This window comes from Shewanella gaetbuli (genome assembly GCF_023284065.1).
GTDB lineage: Bacteria > Pseudomonadota > Gammaproteobacteria > Enterobacterales > Shewanellaceae > Shewanella > Shewanella gaetbuli.
On record NZ_JAKIKP010000001.1, the window covers coordinates 492,608 to 515,806 of the forward strand.

Consider the following 23,199-nt stretch of genomic DNA (forward strand, 5'->3'; position numbering starts at 1 on the left):
TTATCTATTGATTTTCTTTATGGAGAGCAAAACATGACCGATTTAAAAAAAGCTGCCCAATTAGGCATTTCTTTAATGGACCTTACAACATTAAATGATGACGATACTGATCAAAAAGTTATCGATTTATGCCATAAAGCTAAAACGGCTGCAGGCAACACTGCTGCAATTTGTATCTACCCTCGTTTTATTCCTATTGCACGCAAAACATTAAACGAAATGGATTGCGAAGATATTAAAATTGCCACCGTTACTAACTTCCCACACGGTAATGACGATATTGCTATTGCAGTATTAGAGACCCGTGCTGCAGTCGCTTATGGCGCTGATGAAGTGGATGTGGTTTTCCCATATCGCGCATTAATGGCGGGTGATGAAACGGTTGGCTACGAGCTAGTTAAAGCATGTAAAGAAGCGTGTGGAGACCAAGCTATTCTGAAAGTTATCATTGAGTCAGGTGAGCTTAAAGATGCAGCGTTAATTCGTAAAGCGTCTGAGCTTTCTATTGATGCTGGAGCTGATTTTATTAAAACATCTACGGGTAAAGTGCCAGTAAATGCGACGTTAGAAGCGGCAGAAATTATGTTAACTGTAATCAGCGAGAAGAACCCTAAAATTGGTTTTAAGCCTGCCGGTGGCGTTAAAGATGCGCAAGCAACTGCAGAATTTTTAGCCGTAGCAGCTAAGTTATTAGGTGAAGATTGGATTAGTCCAAATACCTTCCGCTTTGGTGCTTCAAGTTTATTAAATAGCTTATTACACACCTTGGAGCTTGCAGACGCTCCACAGCCTAATCAAGGTTACTAATCTTTATTAATGGCTATTGAGAGGGGCATTCTCTACCGTTAGAGTCCCCTCTCATACTGAAAATTTTTGGTGACCTATATCTAGCTCGCAATGGGTTGCCTAGATGGAGGCTTTACTATGTTCCTCGCTCAAGAAATTATTCGTAAAAAACGTGACGGCAAAGCGCTGTCTACTGCTGAAATCCAATTCTTTGTCAATGGCATTACCCATAACACTGTTTCTGAAGGTCAAATCGCTGCGCTAGGTATGGCGGTGTATTTTAATGACATGAACATGGATGAGCGTATTGCTTTAACCTCAGCAATGCGTGATTCAGGTACCGTTCTAGACTGGAGTGGTTTATCACTTAACGGCCCTATTATCGACAAGCACAGTACCGGTGGTGTAGGCGATGTGATTAGCTTAATGCTTGGCCCTATGGCTGCAGCTTGTGGTGGTTATGTGCCGATGATCTCTGGTCGAGGCCTAGGCCATACCGGAGGCACATTAGATAAATTTGATGCGATTCCAGGCTATCAAACTGAGCCATCTAGTGAACTTTTCCGTAAAGTAGTAAAAGAAGCCGGTGTTGCCATTATCGGTCAGACAGGCGATTTAGTGCCTGCTGACAAACGTTTTTATTCTATTCGTGATAATACCGCTACTGTTGAGTCAATTTCTCTTATTACCGCTTCAATTTTGTCTAAAAAATTAGCTGCAGGTTTAGATGCCTTAGCGATGGATGTCAAAGTAGGCAGCGGTGCATTTATGCCAACTTATGAAGCTTCAGCCGAACTTGCTAAAAGTATTACTGCGGTGGCTAATGGTGCAGGAACTAAAACAACAGCGTTGTTAACGGACATGAACCAAGTGCTTGCGTCTTGTGCTGGTAATGCCGTTGAAGTTCGCGAAGCGATTAACTTTTTAACGGGGACTTATCGCAACCCTAGACTTTATGAAGTCACCATGGGACTTTGTGCCGAAATGCTAGTTCTCGGCGGAATTGCACAAAATGATGCCGAAGCACGTACTAAGCTGAATACTGTATTAGATAATGGTAAAGCGGCAGAGATTTTTGGTCGAATGGTAGCAGGTCTTGGTGGTCCAACAGATTTTGTTGAGTCCTACGATAAGTATTTACCTCATTCACCTATTGTGCGTCCTGTATATGCAAGCAAACAAGGCTTTGCCCATAGTATGGATACACGTCAACTAGGTTTAGCCGTTGTTACTTTAGGTGGCGGTCGTCGTAAGCCTGGAGATGCATTAGATTATAGCGTTGGATTAACAGAGGTATGTGCCTTAGGTGATGAGATTTCAACAGACAAACCCTTAGCCGTTATTCATGCTCAAACTGAACAAGGCTTTGAGGAAGCGGCAGAGGCCGTTAGATCTGCAATTGAAATCGGTGAAAGCACACCTGAAAAAACACCTGAAATATACCAGTATATTCGCGCAGAAGATTTATAGGAGTTAGATATGAAACGTACCATCATATTAATGTTAGATTCTTTTGGCGTTGGTGCAGCTGCAGATGCTGATAAATTTGGTGATGTTGGCTCAGATACTTTTGGTCATATAGCTAAAGCATGTGCTGAAGGTAAGGCTGATGTGGGTCGTCAAGGCCCTTTAAAACTGCCTAATTTAGCTCGCCTTGGGTTGGGACATGCTGGCTATGAGTCAACGGGTAAATTTGCCGACGGTTTTGGTGATAATGTTGATGTTATTGGCGCTTATGGGCATGCAGAAGAGTTAAGCTCAGGTAAAGACACTCCCAGTGGTCACTGGGAAATGGCAGGGGTTCCAGTACTTTATGAGTGGGGTTACTTCAGCGATTTAACCGATTCATTTCCAAAAGAATTAACCGATAAGATTCTTGCTCGTGCTGGCTTAGACGGTTTTTTAGGTAATTGTCACGCATCAGGCACCACTATTTTGGAACAGTTAGGCGAAGAGCATATGAAAACAGGCAAGCCTATTTTCTACACTTCTGCTGACTCAGTATTCCAAATTGCTTGTCATGAAGAGTCATTCGGTTTAGAAAATTTATATAGACTGTGTGAAATTGCTCGTGAAGAACTTGAGCCTTATAACATCGGCCGTGTCATTGCGCGTCCATTTGTAGGGACTGGTCCTGCAGACTTTGCTCGTACAGGTAATCGACATGATTATGCCGTACAACCGCCAGCGCCAACGGTGCTTGATAAATTAAAAGAGGCCGGTGGTGAAGTTGTTAGTATCGGTAAAATTGCCGATATTTATGCTAACTGTGGCATTACACAAAAGTACAAAGCAACGGGCTTAGAAGAGTTATTCGATGCGACCTTAGAACAGGTTAAGAAAGCGGGCGACAATACCATCGTATTTACCAACTTTGTTGATTTTGACTCTCATTATGGACACCGTCGTGATATTGCTGGATATGCTAAAGCATTAGAGTATTTTGACAGCCGTCTTCCGGAGTTATTGGCTATTTTATCTGACGATGACTTTTTGCTATTAACCGCTGATCATGGTTGTGACCCAACTTGGAAAGGGACTGAGCATACTCGTGAACATGTACCCGTTTTAGCGTATGGGGCTGGTTTACCTGCGGGTTCTTTGGGCCGCCGTAAATCATTTGCAGATATGGGGCAATCTATTGCAAGCTATTTTAAGTTAGCGCCAATGGAATATGGCGAATCTTTTATTAATTAGGTTGAATTTTGGAACGGCGGTTCTGTTTTTTAAGGTAATAATTGTTTAAAATAGCGAAAACGTCGTTTCTACAATATTAAAAATAGATATAGGGGTTAAACATGGCTACACCACACATTAATGCACCAGAAGGCGCATTTGCTGAAACAGTATTATTTCCTGGTGATCCGTTACGTGCAAAATACATTGCTGAAACTTTTTTAGATGATGCAAAGTTAGTGACTGATGTACGTAATATGTTCGGTTATACCGGTACTTACAAAGGTCAGCGTATTTCTGTTATGGGCTCAGGAATGGGTATTCCATCTTGCTCTATCTATGCTCACGAGTTAATTAAAGAATACGGTGTTAAAAACCTTATTCGTGTTGGTAGCTGTGGCGCAATTAGCACTGACGTTAAAGTGCGTGATGTGATTATTGGTATGGGTGCATGTACTGACTCACAAGCTAACCGCTTACGTTTTAAAAACCAAGATTTTGCTGCTATTGCTGACTTTGGTTTATTAAGTGCTGTTGTTGATTCAGCTAAATCACACAATATCAACGTTCGTGTAGGTAACGTTTTCTCAGCCGATTTATTCTATACTCCTGATCCTGAAATGTTTGATGTAATGGAAAAAATGGGTGTGTTAGGTGTCGAAATGGAAGCTGCAGGTTTATACGGCGTTGCGCATGAATTAGGTGCAAAAGCTCTTTGTGTAGTAACAGTATCTGACCATATTCGTACCGGTGAACAAACCACTGCTGAAGAACGTCAAACTACTTTCAATGACATGATTATCATGACTTTAGATGCAGCGTTAACGCTGTAGTTTAAGTCATTGAATAAAAAAAGGGCGCTTTATGCGCCCTTTTTTCATTGTTCGTCTTCTGCTGACTGAGTTGGTTTACTCGCTAAGCGTTTTTTTAATTGTTTGGTACGAGTTTTTCGGCGGTCGAAATCAGCGCGTTTAAAAGAGAGTGACCGAGATAATAGAAACCCAATTAACGCTGCGACCATTAACATCCATTTCAGTAGCTCCATATTTTGTTGATGCAGGTATGTTATTTCGTTGAAGAATTCACTTAAATTTAAGCGAACCTCTACGTAACCTAAATTATTTTCATCTTGCATAACATTTTCAATGAGCGGAGGATATTGAGCTAGCAATTGCCTCATTTCTTCAGAATCAGGTGCCATCGACTTTTCGGTGACAGATTGGTCAAAAGCTAAACGGACACCCTGAGAGTTGTAAATATTGACCGAGATGACTTTGGGGTCTGTCACCAACGTTGACGTTAACCACTGTAGTTGCTCATCATTTTGTAAAAACATGGCCGGAGCAGCGCCATTAGCGGCTTGTTGAGCTAATGTTCGAGCCATTAGTTGGGTTTGTGAACTCAGCAGTTTTTGACCGTTCTTTAAGTTAGTTTGCCACAAATGCACTAGTCCCGTGACCAGCCCAATGGCAATCAATACCTGAACTATCCTACTAAATTTTTGTCTTTTCTTTAGACCTTTAACAAAAATCACTTTAATCCTTCGTCATTTTTCTATTTAATGAAACGCAGTTAAGGCGTTATAACGTCAAGTTTAGGCTGTAGATGTTAAAACTGTCAGCAAACTATATTAATCTAAAAACTCATTCCTAGATAGTTGTAACTAAAGAGGTCATTAAATGCCAACCCATAGCACTGCAGTAAACACCCCTGACGAAAGCATACTCAATTGGCTCTACTCTTCGTCGGAGGCGCAGTATATGCATCAAGGTATTTTATGCAAGCGCTATATTGAAGCTGAATACCGCAGTGTAATGAGCAATGAAAATTGTTCGCGGTTTAGGGTTATTTTTGAGCAGCAAGCTAAAGTCGATATAGCCTCATGGTTAAATACTTTAGCTCAAAAAGGGCATTTTTGTCGGTTAGAAAGACAAAATAGCTTGTTAGGCTTTGAAGTTATTGTACAGGAAGAACCCGCGCAATTAGTGGCTGATTTTAATGCAATAAAAACCACTAAAAACCTTGCTGTAGAACTATTAATGATTGACCAACCTTTGCCTAACCTAAATGAGCAAGGCTTACTGGTGATGGATATGGATTCAACCGCCATTCAAATTGAATGTATTGACGAGTTAGCTGCCATGGCCGGTGTGGGTGAAGAGGTGGCTGCGGTTACTGCTAGTGCCATGCGAGGTGAATTAGATTTTGAGCAAAGTTTGCGATTAAGAGTGAGTAAATTAGCGAACGCTGATGCTAAAATTATTGACGAGTTATGTCAAAAGCTCCCTTTAATGCCTGGATTAACTGACTCATTACAAGAATTACAATTAAACCAATGGAAGTTGGTAGTCGCGTCAGGTGGCTTTACCCCATTTGTTAATTATTTAATGCATCAATTAAAACTCAATGCCGCTTTTGCCAATGAGTTAGTCATCGAAGATGGCAAGCTTACGGGCGAGGTAACAGGTGATGTTGTTGATGCTCAATATAAAGCCAATGTTATTCAACGATGTGCTCAAAAGTGGCAAATCCCGCCGACACAAACGGTTGCGATTGGTGATGGTGCTAATGATATACCGATGATTGAAGCGGCTAAGCTCGGTATTGCTTTTCATGGCAAACCTAAATTAATTAATGCAGCAGATTTAGCCGTTAACCAATTAGATTTACGCGCCTTAGTTTTTTGTTTACAAGCTTAAGTGAGTGAGCGCTTTTTTACTAACGTGTTAGTCGCTTACGTGTAAACGTGTTTATTACCACGTTTAAACGAAGCGGCTATCAAGTTGGTGTTGTATTTGGTTGCAGTTGCGGATAACGCATTTTTGCTTCAACAGTAATATCCAGCAGTTCACCTATGCCAATTACGCGCCATAGCTGTTCTTCAAGTTGCTTAGCTCTGTGACTTGAATGAACTTGTATGTACTCTAACTCGCGACGAATATAACTCATATCCGGTTTATCTGCCGCCCCAAAAGACACCCTTAAAGCCATAAATTTACCCAGCCTTTCACTTTGCTCAATAAAAGCCTTCTGTTGTGTTGAGTTAAGCTCAGACACCAGCTTACTGCTTAAGTTGATGGTGCCTCTGGCGTGGTGGGTTATTTGAATAAACACTTCAAAAAATGTCATCCCTGCGTTGGGTTTGCGTTTTTTCAACGGGTCGACAATTTGAGTTTTATATAGTCCATTATCCATAATAGGGGCGAGATTATATTGTAAGATTTGATCAGTATCTTGGGAAAACAGCTGAGTAATTGTATCGACCTTTATCCCTATGCCAATGGCCGACAGGTCAATTGTTGATTTAGCGGTTTTCTCAATAAAAAATGGCACCCCGTTTAACTCTCTCATCATCAGATTTTTTAATCCATCTGCCAGCTCGATTTGCTCGCCATCTTGGTCTGATAATTGTGCAAGTTTTTCTTTGTTATGGGTAATAAGTTTGCTTAGAAACTCTACTCCAGCATGAGGTTCATGACCGATTAATGCACTAAGGTGCAATATTTGCCCTTTTGAGCGGGTTCTGATTAGCTGGTATGGCAAAGAAGTTAAATCAATTTTACCTGCTTTAGCTTGTAATCGTGGAAAGCTGATGCTAACAGCTGATGGCGAGGTGAAATTGACGTTTTCATCTAAAGTGATTTGCAACCCTCGATTAGATATATCGTGGGTAATACCGGTTGCGATGGTATTACCTTGCTTTATCTTTACTAAGGTTTTAAAAGCATACCGAGACTCATGCCGCCGTTCGGTAAATGGCATTGAAATACGTTTAATGGAATTTGAGATTAATTTGCGCTGAATAAAGCTTTTTAGCAGCTTAACATCTTGGTTTTTAAACCAAGATTGATATTGTTCAGTACAGTGTTCATTAGTTAAGTCACTTAATTGGATGACATGACTTAATGATGCTAATTGTTGCTCTGTTAGCGCAGAGTAGTGGGCATCATCTCCTGGTAAGGTGGATGTTTTGTAATTTTGCTTGTGGTCAATTTTGTAGCTATTCAGTTTGAATACTCGCCAGCTTGGTTTTCTTGAGGCAAAGCCTAAAAATAACCCTAAGTGTCCAGATTGCTGAAGTTCAGCTAAAGTTGCCGAGTAAAAATGCAGTTTGCCATTGGCATGATGAGTAAAACAAAATAGGAGTTGATGCTCAGTCGCACTAGGAGACTTTAATAAGTTAACTAAACGGTTATTCGTCAGCATTCCAGGGAGTTGGCTGATGTCCTTTTCATCTTGAAAATAATACATCACGCCTTGGTTTCCATGCCCTAATAAGCAATGCGTTAATTTGGGTTTATTTTCTTGGATGCTGACATATAAAGGTAGATGTTGTTGAAATGGTAAATAATGGCGTTCAAACCCTAAACCTGATGCGGTCACAATGACATCGTTGACATCGACTTTATAGCGGAATTTATACCCACGGATTAATTGGGTAATTAACTTATCAAGCTCTTCTCCACCACCGTCGCGTTTTAACCTGAAAACCGCATGTTCTTGCTTGTTTTGAATATCGACTATTTGGTAATTAACGCCTTGATGAAGGTCTTCGAAATAGAACTCTTCATTTAACTCTAATAATTTAACTTTTAGTGGTTTTTCTATTTGAAATTGATGCTTTAATGGCAGCTTTATTCTGGCTCCGCCGACGGATAAATCCAGCGTTGCCCCTATGACTTCTGGAACACCTGCCTGTGATGCAGATATTTTAATACTGTAGTTCATTCTTTCTTCACTACGATTAAAATAACTGCCCATAACAATACCTGAAACCATAAAGGGCTTACTTTGTTGATTTGCCTCACTAGTGCCATTTTCTTGTTTTATTTGTTTGCGTTTTTTATGCGTGTTTATGATGCTTTCATACACTCCTAAAGTGTATTGGTTTTTGTATAAAGGTAGCGTTTTTTCTAATGCATCTTTAGAGGGTTTATCTAAAAAGTGACGCTGCTTTCCGATTAGAACTTCTTCACAAGGCAATTCCGTTTTATCACGTAAATCAATGATTCGTGTACAAGGTGCAGAAATACGAGTGAGCTCCATTTTTAACAGAAAGCGAGTTGAGTTAGATTCATCAACAGTCAAACGCTCAAACAGTTCCTGAAAATCAGGTTCCATCATTAATGGTTTGAGTTGTTCTATTAGTGCGCTGTGGTTATCTAAGCTCATGTTATTTTATCGTATAGGGTGCTTATTTTTAGGACTGATTGCTATCTTATCGGCTTGAAAGGTCAATGCTTTATCTTAGTATTGATTTTATACATATTTGAAGCAATTAATCATCCAATGTTTGTATTAAAGCCTTATCTATATGCTAGTCACTATTATTATGTAAAGCCAATATGTTATAAGTGTTGTTCTTCAGAGGTTAGGCTGATTATCTGATTTGAGCTCAGTTTGTTCAAACTCTTACCCAGTCAGCTATCTTCTTTTAGTGTTGAGTTAAACCATTTTCAGGGTAAATAAATTAGGTTATATGGCAAAGAATAAAACAGCATATGTGTGCAATGAATGTGGTCAAGACTTTCCTCGTTGGCAAGGGCAATGCAGTGCATGTCAGGAATGGAATACCATTACTGAGGTGAGACTGGGTGCCAGCAGCTCGACTCGCAACCATCAATTTACCGGTTATGCCGGTAATACTAGCAAGCAAGTGCAAACCCTAGACCAGATTGATTTAAATGAACTGCCGCGCATTGCGAGTACTTTTACCGAGTTAGATCGGGTTTTAGGTGGCGGCATTGTACCGGGGAGTGCCATTCTTATTGGTGGTCATCCAGGCGCAGGTAAAAGTACATTACTACTGCAAACCTTATGTCAATTATCTTTAACCATGAGCGCACTTTATGTCACTGGCGAGGAGTCATTACAACAAGTCGCGATGCGTGCACATCGTTTAGGTTTACCGACTCAACATTTACGTATGCTATCCGAAACCAGTGTTGAAGCGATATGTGACGTTGCGTTACAAGAAAAACCTAAGGTGATAGTAGTTGACTCTATTCAAGTAATGCATATGAGCGATATTCAATCTTCACCTGGCAGTGTGTCGCAAGTTAGAGAGTCAGCCTCTTATTTAACGCGTTTTGCAAAACAACAGGGTATTGCAGTCATAATGGTGGGCCATGTCACTAAAGATGGCAGCTTAGCGGGGCCTAAAGTGTTAGAGCATTGTATTGATTGCTCAGTGATGTTTGAGGGCGATAGTGACAGTCGCTACCGTACTTTACGGTCGCACAAAAACCGCTTCGGAGCGATTAATGAATTAGGCGTGTTTGCTATGACTGAACGCGGCCTAAAAGAGGTGGCTAATCCGTCTGCAATATTTTTGTCTCGCGGTGATGAAGCTTCATCAGGCTCATTAGTGATGGTGGTATGGGAAGGAACTCGGCCATTATTGGTGGAGTTGCAAGTATTGGTCGATAACTCTGCAATGTCGAACCCAAGGCGTGTTGCCGTGGGAATGGATGCTAATCGCTTGGCGATGTTATTAGCGGTAATGCATCGACATGGCGGCTTGTTGATGTCAGACCAAGACGTATTTGTGAATGTGGTGGGTGGCGTTAAGGTGACCGAAACCAGCGCTGATTTAACCTTGTTGTTAGCAATGGTGTCGAGTTTTAGAGGCGACATTCTGCCGTGCGATTTAGTGGTTTTTGGTGAGGTAGGGCTATCGGGAGAAATTCGTCCTGTGCCTAATGGTCAAGAGCGCTTAGTTGAAGCGGCTAAGCATGGCTTTAAACGCGCGATTGTCCCTAAAGCTAATGCACCCAAAAAGCCGCCTCAGGGAATGGAGGTAATTGGAGTGAGCAAATTGTCAGATGCACTCGATGCGCTGTAAAATATAGGGCTAATCTTCAGTCACAATAAGCATTGCTAACTCTCTATTTAATAATTCTGCGTCACCTAAGTTGAGTTCAATAATTCTGCGAAGGTGACTGATGCTTTCTACATCAATATTGAGACATTTTAGCCCCAAATGTTCACTGGTTTTATGGACAACTTCGGCATGTATCACTAATTCAACTTCTGAATCGGGTAATATCAATTCTAAAACAACTTCGGAATGCAGTTTAGGGTCAAAACCATCACATAAGTTAATCAACACCCCATTTAGGCTTAAATCTAAAATCGTTGTGCGCCATGTTTTTCCATCTTGTGCAAGGTAAGCATTTGCATCAAATAAAATTCGAGAAAATTTGCGTCTATTATCCATCACACTTTCCTTTTTATAACGATTTTCAATAGAGTGTTTTTAATACTTAATTGGTAGTAAGAATTACAGGTCACTTAGCGATTATTTCTTCCGGTAACTCAATGATAAAGGTGGCACCTTTATTGATTTCTGACTCTAGGGTGACGGTTCCTTTAAGCACTTGAGTCACTAAGTTATACAAAATATTCATCCCAAGACCGCTGCCACCTTTTCCGCGTTTAGTGGTGAAAAACGGTAAGAATATATTCGCTTTAACTTCATCAGGCATACCACATCCATCATCTTGATAAATGATTTTAATTCCTTGCGCTTCTCGAGTTATGGTTAATACAAGTTGTCCAACACTGTCGTCTGGGTAGGCGTGAATAATCGAGTTGTTAAACAAGTTACTGACAATTTGATACAACACTCCAGGTTGGCTATGCAAGATAATGTCGTCTGGACATTGATATTGATATTGATGCTTGGTACGAGATAATAGTGGATGTAATGAGACAAATATTTCATCAAGATACTGCTTTAAATTGAAATCTCGTAAGTCTTCATGAGATTGATCAACAGAGACTTTTTTAAAACTTTGAATCAATTTAGCTGCTCTATGTAAGTTAGATAATACCAGTTTGGCACAATCTGCAACTTCTGATTGGTACTGTTCAAAGTCTTCGTGAGACACGTCTCCGGATTGATATTTTTCATTGAATTCGACGACTCTATCCGATAAATGAGAGGTGGCGGTGACACTGATCCCAATAGGGGTATTAATTTCATGGGTGATACTGGCGACTAAACCACCAAGTGTAGCCATTTTCTCTTTATCAATTAGCTCATTTTGGGTTAATTTGAGTTCTTCAGTTCGAGTTTTAACGCGATCAGCAAGTTCAAGGTTGAGTTGTTTTAGCGTTTGTTCCGTTTCTTTCAATGACTGAATATTTTTCACCGTTCCCACTATGCGGTTGGCTCTACCGTTTTGGTCTCGTTCAATCACTTGTCCTCTATTTAGTACCCACACCCAATTATCGTCTGGTAATCTGGCTCTGTAAGTGAGTTCAAATTTTTCTTGTCCGCCTTTTAAACACGTTTGCATATCTTCAGTTACTGAAGCTAGGTCGTCAGGGTGAATACAATATAGCAAGGTATCTGCTAATGAGGTTTCTTCATCAGGATATTTCAAAAATGTATTACTGCGAATGGCTGATTTTTGAGTGATATCCCAATCCCAAAACTCATCGCCGCTCCCCCGAAGTGATAATTGAAGTCTTTGTTCACTTTTAGATATTTGCTCCATCATTTTAACTTTTTGACGGTATTTTCGAGTTTGTAGCCAAATAAAAGAGCTTAAGATAGTGCAAATTAATATCGCATAAAGGGTATAAGCCCACCAAGTTTGCCATGGAGCAGGGGCTATATTGACGTCTAACGTTCTGATTGGACTATATTGATTGTTATGATTTCTAGCCCGAACTTGGAACTGATATTGCCCAGGGGAAAGCCCCGAAAAGTGGGCAATATGACCGTTTAAATCATCAAACCATTGTTGGTGTAATCCCAGCATTCTATATTCGTATTGAAGCTGTTCTGCTTGATGTAAATTGTTGCTATGAAATTGGAATGAAAAGATAGCATCGTCGTATTGTAATTGAATACTCGTTGCGTAACTGATGTCATTTGTTTGTTGAAACCTAGGGGTATCTTGTACTCGCTGCAATTTATTTAATAAGTAAAATTCGTCAATAATCGGCGTTTTAGGGGCTGGAATGACGGGTAAATTGACAGGGTAAATCATATTAAAGCCGTTGATTCCACCTATGTAGACTCGATTGTCATCATCAACAAACCCCGAGCCAAAATTAAATTCATTGTTTTGTAACCCATCAACATCAGTGTAATTTCTAATTGTAGCCGTATTGGTGTCGATAACACTTAAGCCTTTAGAGGTGCCAACCCATAACGTATCAGTTTGATCTTTAACCATCAGATACGCAATATTATCAATGAGCCCATTTTTATTATTATATAATTTGACCTGCTGGCTTTGAGGATCAAACTCAAAAACACCATCACTTGATGAAACCCATAACTTTCCATTGATGTCATAAGCATTAAATAAATGCTTGCTAGGAAAAGTATCTAAAGTCGATGGTGAGTATTGGGTTAGTAGTCCATGCTCAGACATGTGCACAAGACCTGCACCATAGGTTAACACCCAATAACCGTTATTCGAATCAGATAAAATATTGCTTATCTCATTACTCGGGAAACCGTTTTGAATATCGGGATCATAAGACCATGATTTAAAGCTTTGTTGGGATTCGATAAATAAACTCAACCCTGAGTCTTTCGTTGTAATCCAAGCTTGCTGTTTGTCATCAAAAAAGAGGCTGTATAAATAATTACTGGCAATGGCTCGGGGATTATCAGTTTCAGCTTGAAACTGCTTGATACTTTGGTCAACTAAATTTAGCAGATAAAGGCCGTTGCCTCGTGTGCCTATCCAAAGTCGATTTTGGTTATCTTGCTTGATGAAACTAATAAAGCTTTTACCGTCAAAACTTGGGTGGCTGTATAACGAAAAGCCGGTAATATTTCTATTGTTATCTTCATGAGCAATATAGAGCCCTGTTGCCGTGCCAATCCATAAAGTTTGTTGTTTATCACGATAAATACTGCGTATATCGGTATCAAACAAGTTTTTATCTTTGAATGAATATTGGTTAATGGTATTAAACGCTAAGCTAAATAAGTCGGCTCGACTAAGCCCTGAACCCCGTGTCCCTATCCATAGTTGTCGATCTTCATCTATCCATAAACTGGTGATGAGCTCGCTACTGACGCTGGTGACATTGCTAGGTGAGTATGAATAGTGTTCGATTTGATGAGTTTCTGGAGAGTAGGCCGCAACTCCCGATTGCTGAAACCCAAGCCATAATTTACCGTCTATATCTAAAAGTAAATCGCTAATATCACTGTTTTTAAGGTTTTCTGGAAAGTAAATATCATGTGGTTTTGCAGAAATTGCTTGATTATTATCAGAGAGTTTTAGGTGGACTAGTTTACCGTGTTCAGTGGTTAGCCAAAGGCTGTTTTCATTGCCGTTGGTGATATTATTAATGGCATTAACTTTGATTGTTGCCGGAAACTCGAATGGAATGAGGGTACTTTGCTCTGGCAGATAAAGTTGCATGCCTGCTTGGTGGCTAACCCATAATCGTGAACGATTATCTAAAAATAGCCCAGTTACATTTTCTTCAAGTAGTCCTTTATCACCTACATCAATATGCTCAATTAAGCTTAAATTGCGCGCTGAAAAAATGTAAATTCCATTGGTTGATGCTAACCAAATATTACCGTTATGGTCTTCACTAATAGCATTAATACCGCTTGTAGGTAAGCCAAATTCAGGGGTGTTAAAGTGCAAAAATTGCTTGGTTTTTTCATCGTAGCGATTTAAACCATCGTTAATAGTGCTAAACCAAAGCTCACCTTTACGACTGTAGTATAGGTGAGATATATGATTACCTGAGGGGCCATTATCATGCTCTTTTAGGTAAACTTTTATTTCTTTACCATTGTATCGATTTAATCCTGCTTGGGTTGCAACCCACAAATAACCACTTTGATCTGTTAGTACATCATTGACGGTATTCATCGATAAGCCGTGCTCGGCTTCTAGAGTGCTAAATTGCACTGTTGCATGTGTATTTAATGAGCTGAAAAATAGTAAACACGTTAACAATAATTGATGAATACTAAAGTGTTTGTTGGCCACTTAATCAATCCTTCGGGGTTATTTATTATTCATATATCGACAACTTAAAGTGTAGAGTGAATATATAAAAAAGCGAATTAATGGCCGTATGAATACAAAATAGAGTTGAAAAAGGGATTAAGTGAACTTTACTGGCAGAAATTAAAAAGGAACCCGTAGGTTCCTTTTTATTGATCAACAGATAATTATCGTTGGCTTGGGCTAGATAATTAAATGTCCCATTAAAGCAATAATAGGTAAGGTAACCAGTGTACGTAAAATGAAAACAACAAATAATTCCAAGAAGTTGACTGGAATTTTGCTACCAATAAGCAAGGCACCTACTTCACTCATATAAATCAGCTGAGTGACAGATAAGGCGGCAATTACAAAGCGAGTAAGATCTGATTCAATCGAACTGGCTAAAATTGATGGGATAAACATGTCAGCAAAACCAACCACAATGGTTTTAGACGCGGCAGTCGCGTCAGGAATTTGCAGTAATTCCAATAACGGGATGAATGGCATGCCTAAGTAGTCAAAAATAGGCGTGTATTCCGCTAAAATTAGCGCCATTGTACCGATGGCCATAACAACCGGAATAATCCCAAAAATCATATCAACGACATTTTTTACACCGTCAGACAGTACTTGTTTTGGGCCGGTAATTTGCGAGGCTCTTGTGAGTGCTTGATGGTATCCCCATGAGAAAACATTATGACTTTGAGGAATCATCTCGTCATCAGCATGACGTGGTGTATCATCAATATAGTTATCTTTTTTCCATGAAAGTGGAGGCAGTTTAGGAACAATAATTGCGGCAACAATACCAGCTAAACAAACCGTCAAATAAAACGGTACAAATAAATGTTCAAGCTTAACCTGCGAAATAACCACTAAACTAAAGGTAATAGAAACCGCTGAGAATGTGGTACCAATAACCGCAGCTTCACGTTGGGTGTAAAAGCGCGTTTCATACTGCTTGTTGGTCATTAATATGCCCACACTACCGTCACCTAACCATGAAGCCATACAGTCAATGGCGCTTCTACCTGGAAGGTTGAATATTGGGCGCATGATTTTTGTCAACAAAGTGCCAAAAAACTCAAGTAAACCAAAGTTTAGCAACAAAGGCAGTAACATACCGGCGAAAATAAATACTGAAAACAACACTGGTAAAAGGTCGTTATAAACTAATCCACCAGTATCTCCTGAAATAATCGCTTCAGGTCCAAATTCAAAACAGGTGAGGGTAATAAATACCGCCCCAATGACCCGCATAAGCAACCAAAACGGGGTGACGTTAAATAATGCGCTTAAAAAATGGCTGTTTGAAACGAATGCAGGTTTTATTATTTTGGCTAAGCTAGAGGCTATAGCCATAAAAATAACAATACCGGTAACAATATATTGAATTGTGCCACCTAACATTGCCTGTAAAGACTTAGACACGATAGCAATAGGAATGGTTAGACCGTCACCACTGGATATAGGGGTGATGAATAGCAGCAGACCGATTAAAGACGGGATGATAAAAGTCAATATAGTCTTGAGGTTGTGTATTGGTTTTTGTTTGTTCACGTTTTATACCTTAAAATCTACCCAATTTGGCAGTGAATAAATTATCAAGCACTTTTTGCTGTGTATCTGTTAAAAGGGCTGTCATGACTATTTGTGCGGCAAGGTTACCGCCAATTATCGTGTAAGTAAAATGATTCACTTAAACGAATAATTATTGCTTATTTTTGATTAACTATATTATATCGAAAATGCAGCTAAAGACACGAAAAAAATGATTAAAATCATTTGTTTAATTGTTGTATTGTTTTTGTTGTTAAGCTGTTTTGCTAGTGTTTATGGCTTGAGTTGGTGGCTATGTAATGGTTTGTAGAATAATTATGCAACATATCAGTGGTGAAATTGTGTTTATTAATATGAATTACTTTCAAAAAATGGGCTTTTAAAGTGAATATTTTATATTCAAGTCGCAAAACTGGAGTCTAAAACGCATTTTTAAATGTAAATATGTCGTAAAATCATCAGTGGGTGAATAACATTGAAAGGCCTTATGAGCAAAAAAAATAATATTAAGTTGCTGGCAATTCGATTTGGCTGGTTAGGGTGCTTTGGCATTGCTATTGGTTTTACTATTGTGAGCTTGTTGCAAATTTCTCAAGCTGATTTTAGTGGCTTCTTATGGCTACAAAAAAGCATGAGTGAGTTGGGATACTATGGGGATACTGATTACGCGATTATCGTCAACGGTGGGTTATTTTTTGGTGGCTTAAGTATTACCTTAGCCTGTTTATTTGCCCTGCAAGTTACAGACGGCTGGATGAAGTATCCTTTTTGGCTCAGCTTAGCGGGGAGTTTTGTTGCTATAGCAGCTAGTGGCTTATTTCCATTAAACGTTTACCACTTGCACATATACGGGCTGACTCTTTCATTGTGGTTAGTCAGTTTTGCATGCTTATCATTTATTATTTATGCGCTAACCTTAAACTGGCAACAGATGAAGTTTTCTATATTGCTTGCGCTAATTTGTTTAAGTCTCAACTTTTGTGTACTCATTTTGCCTTACTTTGGTGTTATCCCTTCACCGGCAATAACCATTTCTATGACCGATATTATTGCCGCTTCAGCGTCTATTTTTCCTAAACCTGATTTTTGGTGGCAAGCGCTAGCACACTGGTTAAGTATGTCGGTGTTAATTTTATGGGTTTTGACGCTATTAAGTTGGTTAAATAAGTCAATTGAGACAAAGTGAACCAGGGTTTATTTGATGTACCGTGATTACTTTGTCTCGATGGTTGAGACTGCCTTGATTTACTTTTGATTAAACGTTCTGAGGTTCTACTAACGCCATCCCAGCTTGACTAAACCAATAACCATTACAATCATCTTCGGCATCATGGCTTAATCGTTGTGACGAGTTAGATAATTGTTCTATCAAAGCAATATCACTTAGCCCTGTTGGTGACAGTCGCCAAAAATCAACGCCCATTTTCTGCATATCAGGCATTTCATTAATTAAATTGACCTTTGCAGCCGACTGAGTTTGTATCCCATTAATCCTGAGTAGAGCTTGTGATTCTTGGGTTTGAGTTAATAGTCCTTTGGGATGCTGTTTACAAATGATGTCGCACTCTAGTTTTGGCTTATTATGATGCTTAGCGGTGAAGCATCTTGCCGAATGTGCTAAAGGCATATAGCCGTGACCTAACACTTCAACCTCAAATGAAGCTGGAGCGTGCGATAACACTTGTGATAACCATTTTTTAGACAACTCATAAGGCATCACAAATCGCGTCATTCCCAGTTTTTGCATAATATCAATGCTGGCTCGGTTATATAGGTTTAACGACGGGCCACAAACAAAGGGAACATTTGCTTGATGCGCCATATGAACCGCTGACATATCATTGGCTTCAATCGCAAAGCGACCATTGTCTATAATGCGTTTTAATTCGGTCAGCTCAGAGGACGATTCAATTAATGTCATGGTGGAAAGCACAACATTTTTCCCTGAGTCAACAAGCTGATTTGCGATATCAAGATAATCAGCAAGTTTGAGTTCACGTCGACGATTACACACCACCTCTCCCAAATAAACTGTGTCTATATTGGTGTGAGCAATATTTTGATAATAGTCTTCAACGGTGGTTTTATCCCAACAATAGGTCAGTGGGCCTAGTGATAATTTCATGATGTAACCCTCTTATTGCCATTGACGTTCGTAAGCGCCTAAGGTGGTGACTTGCCCTTCAGAGACTTTGTCTAAAGCGCTATGCCAATGTGTTTGTGAGGCCAGCTGTTGTTCAAATAGTTCTGGTGATTGCATGTAACTATCAATAGCTTGGCGCCATACTTGAGTGACCTGAGTAACGTAAGCCGGACTGCGTTGACGGCCTTCAATTTTCAGCGACCTAATACCGGCTTTTGCCAGCTGGGGAATTAAACTCATGGTATTTAAGCTGGTGGGAGATTCCAACATATAGTCAGCTTTCATTTGTGAGTCAGTTTGGTAGCGGCCTTTGCACACCACTGGGTATCCCAGTTGCTCTTGTTGGCTGCTTCTGTCAATCAGTACCTCATTTAATCGAGTGAGCTTGTCTGAACCTTCGTCGTGCCAACGAACATGTTTGGCTGGTGAGCATGAACCGCCAGTGTTGGGCGACTCGCCCGTCACATAGCTTGATAGTTGGCAGCGACCTTCTGCCATAATGCATAAGCTACCAAATGCGAATACCTCTAGATCAACAGGGCTCACTTTGGCTAAGTCTCTGACTTGTTTGATTGACAGTACCCGTGGCAACACTGCACGTTCAATATTGAACTGGGTTTTATAAAAGTTAAGTGCTTGTAAGTTTGTCGCACTGGCTTGCACAGATAAATGTAGTGGCAGGCCTGGGTAGCGAGTATTGGCATAATCAAGTAATGATATATCGGCACAAATTACAGCATCTAAATTCAGGTCAGCAGCCAAATCAATGGCTTGTTGCCAACGTGACTCATGTCCTGGTTTGGCAAAAGTATTTAAGGTTAGGAATACTTTTCTATTTTGTTGTCTTGCTAATTCACTGGCTTTTTTTATTTGCGCCGGTGAAAAATTGAGGCCAGCAAAAGAACGTGCATTGGTATCATCTTTTAAGCCTAAATATACCGCATCGGCACCAGCATTAAATGCCGCCTTTAACGAGGCTAGATTGCCTGCAGGGCATAACAATTCCATTTCGTTATTCTCATTGTTGAAAGTTATTTAAAGTAGGCGAGTGTAAAAGTGATTCAGTTATCTAGAGTTGATTTAGAACAGGTTTGTGTGAATAAAAAGGCGTTAAAATGGCTAACCATCCCGTTTTAAATAGTAGGAATCATCAGGTGAGTGTAATCTCTCAGCAACTTGCATCAAAAGTACTTAAATTCGCCCCTAAAGTGTCACAAAAGTCACTGGCATTAGTGCCAGATAAGTTGAAGCTAGATTTGTTAGGAAAAATGCTTAACTTGCTGCTTAAAGAGCAAATTGAAGACGCTGAACTGGACTTTCTACAGGGCAAGTGGGTTGAAATTCAGGTCGCTGATATTGGATTAACTTTTCAGTTGAGCTTCGATAATCAGTTAATTTTAAGTTGTCAGCAGCAAGCCGATGTGACATTTACTGCAAATGTGCCTGAGCTTTTATTAGTTGCTGCGGCCAAAGAAGACCCTGATACGTTATTTTTTCAACGAAAGTTATTAATTGAGGGTGATACTGAGCTGGGCTTAGAAGTGAAAAACTTATTACTCAGCATTGAGTTGGACTCACTGCCAAAAGCTGCAAAGTTAGCCATTGAAAAACTGGCTATTACTCTGCAAACATTACAACAATATGCTTAAGTTGTTTGACCGTAGAAACAAAAAAATGGCGTTAATTCGCCATTTTTTATGTGATTAAATTTTGCCGGTGATCATGCCATATTTAACCAGAAGCTCGTCTTGCGACTCAACATTCTCAGGGTCTGGATCTATACAATCAATAGGGCAAACCGACACGCAAGTGGGTTTATCATAATGACCGACACATTCGGTGCAGAGTGCAGGGTCAATTTCATAAATTTCTTCTCCCATGGTAATCGCTGAATTAGGGCATTCAGGTTCACACATGTCGCAGTTGATACAACTGTCGTCGATTAATAATGCCATGGTATTGATGTTCCGATAAAACGATTTAAATGAAGTAAAGTACAAATGTTACTTGCTGTTATGCCACTGATATAAATACAAGGTCAACACGCGATAATTTACTTTAGCTCTCTATTTTAACGCTGTTGTCGTCAAATCCATAATTTAATTATATGACCTATGTCTGAAAAGCGCTTTTTAGCGCTATCACAGTGTTATGGTATATCAATCAGTAAGTCTGTGAGTTATACCAGCGATAAATATTCCGCAAAATACCGGCAAGGCTGTTCAATACGCGGGCTCAACCACAGGGCCTGGTTATAACCAAAAGGGTTCGCCATTTCAGGTGACATGGCGTGTTAGACCGAACATCGCTAAAGTGGATATTGCTTCGGTAGGGCAGTGGTGTAAAAGTAATGAGTTTGCTGAAGATCATGCTCATGGGGTGAGGAACTTAGTGATTAACCCAGAGTTACTGTCTTCGGCGAGTTATTAAGCCTAATAGAGACAAAAATACGGCAACACCTTAATGATGTTGCCGTATTTTTATCATTTGATTAGCCGATTTTCGCTAGTCAGCTTGGTGCGGATTACGTGTATCTTGGCCTTGAGGCAAGTTGCGCATTAAAATCGCTTTGTCAGTATTGACCTCAGCGGGTAAAGCTAAAAAGACAAAGTGGCCTGAGCCTAAACCGGCTTCAACTTGTTCGCCTTTGCGGTTGAGTAACTCATCAATGGTTAAGTTGAAGTTACCTTGAGGCGTCATCACTTCTACGCTATCACCGACTGAGAATTTATTTTTAACGTCAATTTCAGCCATGCCTTGTTCATTACGTTTGCCAGTGAATTCACCAACAAATTGCTGTGTGTCGCTGATTGAGTAGCCGTACTCATAGTTTTGATATTCATCATGAACATGGCGACGTAAGAATCCTTCGGTGTAACCTCTGTGTGCCAGCCCCTCAAGGTTGTACATTAAGTCACGGTTGAAATCTTTTCCTGCAACGGCATCTTCAATGGCTTGACGATAAAGCTGTGCAGTACGGGCAACGTAATAAAATGACTTAGTGCGTCCTTCAATTTTAAGTGAGTCGATACCCATTTTTGTTAATCTATCAACATGCTGAATGGCGCGTAAGTCTTTAGAGTTCATGATGTAAGTACCATGCTCGTCTTCAAACGCTGGCATGTATTCACCTGGGCGACCAGGTTCTTGCAGTAGCACCACTTCATCAGATGGCTTGCCTGCCCCTAATGTGGTTGGGTTTTCAATTTGAACCCCATGTTGGTCAACAATACCTTGTGGGTTGACTGCAACAATGTCACCTTCCATTGTTTCTTTAGCTTCATGAACATCGTATTTCCAACGGCAAGCGTTGGTACATGTGCCTTGGTTTGGGTCGCGCTTGTTGATATAACCCGATAGTAAACAACGCCCAGAATAAGCCATGCATAACGCACCGTGGACAAAAACTTCAAGCTCAATGTCTGGACAGCGTTGGCGAATTTCTTCAATTTCATCAAGAGATAATTCGCGAGAAAGAATAACTCGCTTGATGCCTTGCTGCTGCCAAAATTTAACTGAAGCCCAGTTAATGGCATTAGCTTGCACAGAAAGGTGTACTACTTGATCTGGAAAGGCTTCACGCACCATCATAATTAAACCCGGATCAGACATGATCAATGCATCTGGGTTCATTGCAACCACAGGCTCCATGTCTTTAATATAGGTTTTTAATTTAGCGTTATGTGGGGCGATATTGCTCACTACATAGAGTTTTTTGCCTAAATCATGGGCCTCTTTAATGCCGTTGGCTAGGTTCTCCATCTTAAAGTCGTTGTTTCTTACTCGAAGACTGTAGCGGGGTTGGCCTGCATATACCGCATCTGCACCATAGGCAAAGGCGTAGCGCATATTTTTTAAGGTTCCTGCTGGAGACAATAGCTCTGGTCTAAACATAATTTCTCTCAATATAGCTTGAAAAGCACACAAATCGTGGGGTCGCGATCCTACTCAACTTCATTATAACAAGCAAGTCGTGAATAGGTATTGATAACGCACATTCTCAACTCATTATAGGTTCATTCATTTTGATATGATTTGTTTGTGGCCTCTGGTTTGCCGTTTGATTGCGCATTTGTTGGTTTAAGGTTGCAAAATATTGAAGGTTTTAGCTTGCTTTACTCGCCAAAAGTTCATTATTCGGTATACAATCTTTACTTATTAAACAATTTATTTGATGGAGACAAAATGTCCACTGAGCATCAATTATTGGTCGGCTTATTAAAAAAATTAAAAGATGACGCCTTAGTGTTGCCGACATTGCCTGAAGTGGCTATGAGAGTTCAAGAGGTGGTGGCACGGCCTGATTCAAGCTTGAAAGAAGTGGGTGAAATCATTGGTCAAGATGCTGCTATTTCTGCTCGAATTATTAAAGTGGCCAATAGTGCCCTGTATTCTAGAGGAAATAAGGCTGAAAATATTAGCGCTGCTGTCAACCGAATTGGTTTAGTACAAATTAAATCCATCACCACTTCAGTTGCGATGGAACAGTTATTTATTTCTACTAATGAAATGGTATGGGAAGTCATGGATGAAGTTTGGAATACTTCCATTGAGGTGACAGCGACCGCTTGTGCATTATTAGAAATTTATAATAAGCGTAATCCTAGCCGAAAACTTGACCGAGAAACCCTTACTCTTTCGGGGTTGGTGCATAATATTGGTGCTTTACCTGTTTTATCTGAAGCTGAGGTTCAGCCGCACTTGTTTACCAGTATTGATCAACTTAGAAGCTTAGTTAGAAAAATGCAGGGGCCTATTGGTCGAGCGGTATTAAAAAGCTGGGATTTTGCGCCAGAGGTAATGGAGGTGGTTGAACGCTGGGCTGATTTACACTACATGCCAGAAACGGTAACCTACTTAGACTTTATTCGTTCCGCGGCATTTTATACCGGAGAGTTGCGCTCAGGTGAAGAGTTAGAACAACGTTTAGAGGTGTTTGCTGCAAGAGGTTTGCCGGTAACACCGGAAGATTTAGGCAGTGATACCTTCACTGAATTATATCATTCAATAAAACAAAGTTATCAGTAATCTAGAGTTATCAGTAAGCTA

General features: G+C 40.1%; 18 protein-coding genes and 1 pseudogene. 10 read left to right on the plus strand and 9 right to left on the minus strand.

The features are described 5' to 3' along the window. Positions 1 to 33: 33 nt before the first annotated feature. From deoC to deoD, 4 genes are all read left to right on the plus strand, one after another. Positions 34 to 807 (plus strand): deoxyribose-phosphate aldolase, encoded by a 774-nt coding sequence (deoC, locus tag L2672_RS02170; RefSeq protein ID WP_248994182.1) that lies wholly within the window; start codon positions 34 to 36, stop codon positions 805 to 807. Between the two features lie 117 nt (positions 808 to 924). Next, positions 925 to 2,256, plus strand: coding sequence for a thymidine phosphorylase (gene deoA / locus L2672_RS02175; protein WP_248994183.1), 1,332 nt, complete (start codon positions 925 to 927; stop codon positions 2,254 to 2,256). 9 nt (positions 2,257 to 2,265) lie between these two features. Then, on the plus strand, positions 2,266 to 3,483 hold the full coding sequence (locus L2672_RS02180; protein WP_248994184.1) for a phosphopentomutase: 1,218 nt from the start codon (positions 2,266 to 2,268) through the stop codon (positions 3,481 to 3,483). Positions 3,484 to 3,584: 101 nt separating this feature from the next. Continuing rightward, on the plus strand, positions 3,585 to 4,295 hold the full coding sequence (gene deoD / locus L2672_RS02185; protein ID WP_248994185.1) for a purine-nucleoside phosphorylase: 711 nt from the start codon (positions 3,585 to 3,587) through the stop codon (positions 4,293 to 4,295). 44 nt (positions 4,296 to 4,339) lie between these two features. Here the strand turns inward: deoD and L2672_RS02190 are convergent, their stop codons facing one another. Further along, on the minus strand, positions 4,340 to 4,996 hold the full coding sequence (locus tag L2672_RS02190) for an AhpA/YtjB family protein (protein ID WP_248994186.1): 657 nt from the start codon (positions 4,994 to 4,996) through the stop codon (positions 4,340 to 4,342). Between the two features lie 145 nt (positions 4,997 to 5,141). Between L2672_RS02190 and serB the strand changes: the two genes are divergently transcribed. Next, on the plus strand, positions 5,142 to 6,161 hold the full coding sequence (serB, locus tag L2672_RS02195) for a phosphoserine phosphatase SerB (protein ID WP_420833116.1): 1,020 nt from the start codon (positions 5,142 to 5,144) through the stop codon (positions 6,159 to 6,161). Positions 6,162 to 6,240: 79 nt separating this feature from the next. Here serB and L2672_RS02200 read toward each other — a convergent pair whose 3' ends face one another. Then, entirely contained in the window at positions 6,241 to 8,634 is a 2,394-nt protein-coding gene (locus L2672_RS02200) for a PilZ domain-containing protein (protein ID WP_248994187.1), read from the minus strand. A gap of 307 nt (positions 8,635 to 8,941) precedes the next feature. On the opposite strand from L2672_RS02200, the gene radA reads away from it, so the two are divergent. Beyond that, a complete protein-coding gene (gene radA / locus L2672_RS02205; protein WP_248994188.1) occupies positions 8,942 to 10,306 on the plus strand; it encodes a DNA repair protein RadA in 1,365 nt (454 codons plus the stop codon). A gap of 9 nt (positions 10,307 to 10,315) precedes the next feature. Here radA and L2672_RS02210 read toward each other — a convergent pair whose 3' ends face one another. From L2672_RS02210 to L2672_RS02220, 3 genes are all read right to left on the minus strand, one after another. Further along, positions 10,316 to 10,681 (minus strand): PilZ domain-containing protein, encoded by a 366-nt coding sequence (locus L2672_RS02210; RefSeq protein WP_248994189.1) that lies wholly within the window; start codon positions 10,679 to 10,681, stop codon positions 10,316 to 10,318. 70 nt (positions 10,682 to 10,751) lie between these two features. Next, positions 10,752 to 14,447: a two-component regulator propeller domain-containing protein gene (locus L2672_RS02215; protein ID WP_248994190.1), complete on the minus strand. Its 3,696-nt coding sequence runs from the start codon at positions 14,445 to 14,447 to the stop codon at positions 10,752 to 10,754. 201 nt (positions 14,448 to 14,648) lie between these two features. Then, positions 14,649 to 16,007 (minus strand): YjiH family protein, encoded by a 1,359-nt coding sequence (locus tag L2672_RS02220; protein WP_248994191.1) that lies wholly within the window; start codon positions 16,005 to 16,007, stop codon positions 14,649 to 14,651. Positions 16,008 to 16,494: 487 nt separating this feature from the next. Between L2672_RS02220 and L2672_RS02225 the strand changes: the two genes are divergently transcribed. Further along, positions 16,495 to 17,193, plus strand: coding sequence for a hypothetical protein (locus L2672_RS02225; protein WP_248994192.1), 699 nt, complete (start codon positions 16,495 to 16,497; stop codon positions 17,191 to 17,193). A gap of 69 nt (positions 17,194 to 17,262) precedes the next feature. Here the strand turns inward: L2672_RS02225 and L2672_RS02230 are convergent, their stop codons facing one another. Both L2672_RS02230 and ubiU read right to left on the minus strand, forming a co-directional pair. Next, positions 17,263 to 18,132, minus strand: a complete 870-nt coding sequence (locus L2672_RS02230) for a U32 family peptidase (RefSeq protein WP_248994193.1) — start codon at positions 18,130 to 18,132, stop codon at positions 17,263 to 17,265. Between the two features lie 12 nt (positions 18,133 to 18,144). After that, positions 18,145 to 19,158, minus strand: coding sequence for a ubiquinone anaerobic biosynthesis protein UbiU (gene ubiU, locus L2672_RS02235; protein ID WP_248994194.1), 1,014 nt, complete (start codon positions 19,156 to 19,158; stop codon positions 18,145 to 18,147). Positions 19,159 to 19,265: 107 nt separating this feature from the next. Here ubiU and ubiT point away from each other — a divergent pair, with 107 nt between their 5' ends. Continuing rightward, entirely contained in the window at positions 19,266 to 19,799 is a 534-nt protein-coding gene (ubiT, locus tag L2672_RS02240) for a ubiquinone anaerobic biosynthesis accessory factor UbiT (RefSeq protein ID WP_248994195.1), read from the plus strand. Positions 19,800 to 19,853: 54 nt separating this feature from the next. Here ubiT and L2672_RS02245 read toward each other — a convergent pair whose 3' ends face one another. Continuing rightward, on the minus strand, positions 19,854 to 20,105 hold the full coding sequence (locus L2672_RS02245) for a YfhL family 4Fe-4S dicluster ferredoxin (RefSeq protein WP_248994196.1): 252 nt from the start codon (positions 20,103 to 20,105) through the stop codon (positions 19,854 to 19,856). Positions 20,106 to 20,337: 232 nt separating this feature from the next. Here L2672_RS02245 and L2672_RS02250 point away from each other — a divergent pair. Next, positions 20,338 to 20,580 (plus strand): annotated as a pseudogene (locus L2672_RS02250) (delta-class carbonic anhydrase); the annotation flags it as partial. Positions 20,581 to 20,655: 75 nt separating this feature from the next. Here L2672_RS02250 and trhP read toward each other — a convergent pair. Continuing rightward, entirely contained in the window at positions 20,656 to 22,044 is a 1,389-nt protein-coding gene (gene trhP, locus L2672_RS02255) for a prephenate-dependent tRNA uridine(34) hydroxylase TrhP (protein ID WP_248994197.1), read from the minus strand. Between the two features lie 291 nt (positions 22,045 to 22,335). Here trhP and L2672_RS02260 point away from each other — a divergent pair, with 291 nt between their 5' ends. After that, positions 22,336 to 23,178 (plus strand): HDOD domain-containing protein, encoded by an 843-nt coding sequence (locus L2672_RS02260; RefSeq protein WP_248994198.1) that lies wholly within the window; start codon positions 22,336 to 22,338, stop codon positions 23,176 to 23,178. The last annotated feature ends 21 nt before the right edge of the window (positions 23,179 to 23,199 follow it).

Bases quoted from the DNA above. Each gene is read 5' to 3' on its own strand.
- L2672_RS02260 (WP_248994198.1), top strand. From the start codon at position 22,336: ATGTCCACTGAGCATCAATTATTGGTCGGCTTATTAAAAAAATTAAAA.
- L2672_RS02180 (WP_248994184.1), top strand. From the start codon at position 2,266: ATGAAACGTACCATCATATTAATGTTAGATTCTTTTGGCGTTGGTGCA.
- L2672_RS02200 (WP_248994187.1), bottom strand. From the start codon at position 8,634: ATGAGCTTAGATAACCACAGCGCACTAATAGAACAACTCAAACCATTA.
- trhP (WP_248994197.1), bottom strand. From the start codon at position 22,044: ATGTTTAGACCAGAGCTATTGTCTCCAGCAGGAACCTTAAAAAATATG.
- ubiT (WP_248994195.1), top strand. From the start codon at position 19,266: ATGGCTAACCATCCCGTTTTAAATAGTAGGAATCATCAGGTGAGTGTA.
- L2672_RS02245 (WP_248994196.1), bottom strand. From the start codon at position 20,105: ATGGCATTATTAATCGACGACAGTTGTATCAACTGCGACATGTGTGAA.
- L2672_RS02210 (WP_248994189.1), bottom strand. From the start codon at position 10,681: ATGGATAATAGACGCAAATTTTCTCGAATTTTATTTGATGCAAATGCT.
- deoC (WP_248994182.1), top strand. From the start codon at position 34: ATGACCGATTTAAAAAAAGCTGCCCAATTAGGCATTTCTTTAATGGAC.
- deoA (WP_248994183.1), top strand. From the start codon at position 925: ATGTTCCTCGCTCAAGAAATTATTCGTAAAAAACGTGACGGCAAAGCG.
- L2672_RS02225 (WP_248994192.1), top strand. From the start codon at position 16,495: ATGAGCAAAAAAAATAATATTAAGTTGCTGGCAATTCGATTTGGCTGG.
- L2672_RS02230 (WP_248994193.1), bottom strand. From the start codon at position 18,132: ATGAAATTATCACTAGGCCCACTGACCTATTGTTGGGATAAAACCACC.
- serB (WP_420833116.1), top strand. From the start codon at position 5,142: ATGCCAACCCATAGCACTGCAGTAAACACCCCTGACGAAAGCATACTC.
- deoD (WP_248994185.1), top strand. From the start codon at position 3,585: ATGGCTACACCACACATTAATGCACCAGAAGGCGCATTTGCTGAAACA.
- radA (WP_248994188.1), top strand. From the start codon at position 8,942: ATGGCAAAGAATAAAACAGCATATGTGTGCAATGAATGTGGTCAAGAC.
- ubiU (WP_248994194.1), bottom strand. From the start codon at position 19,158: ATGGAATTGTTATGCCCTGCAGGCAATCTAGCCTCGTTAAAGGCGGCA.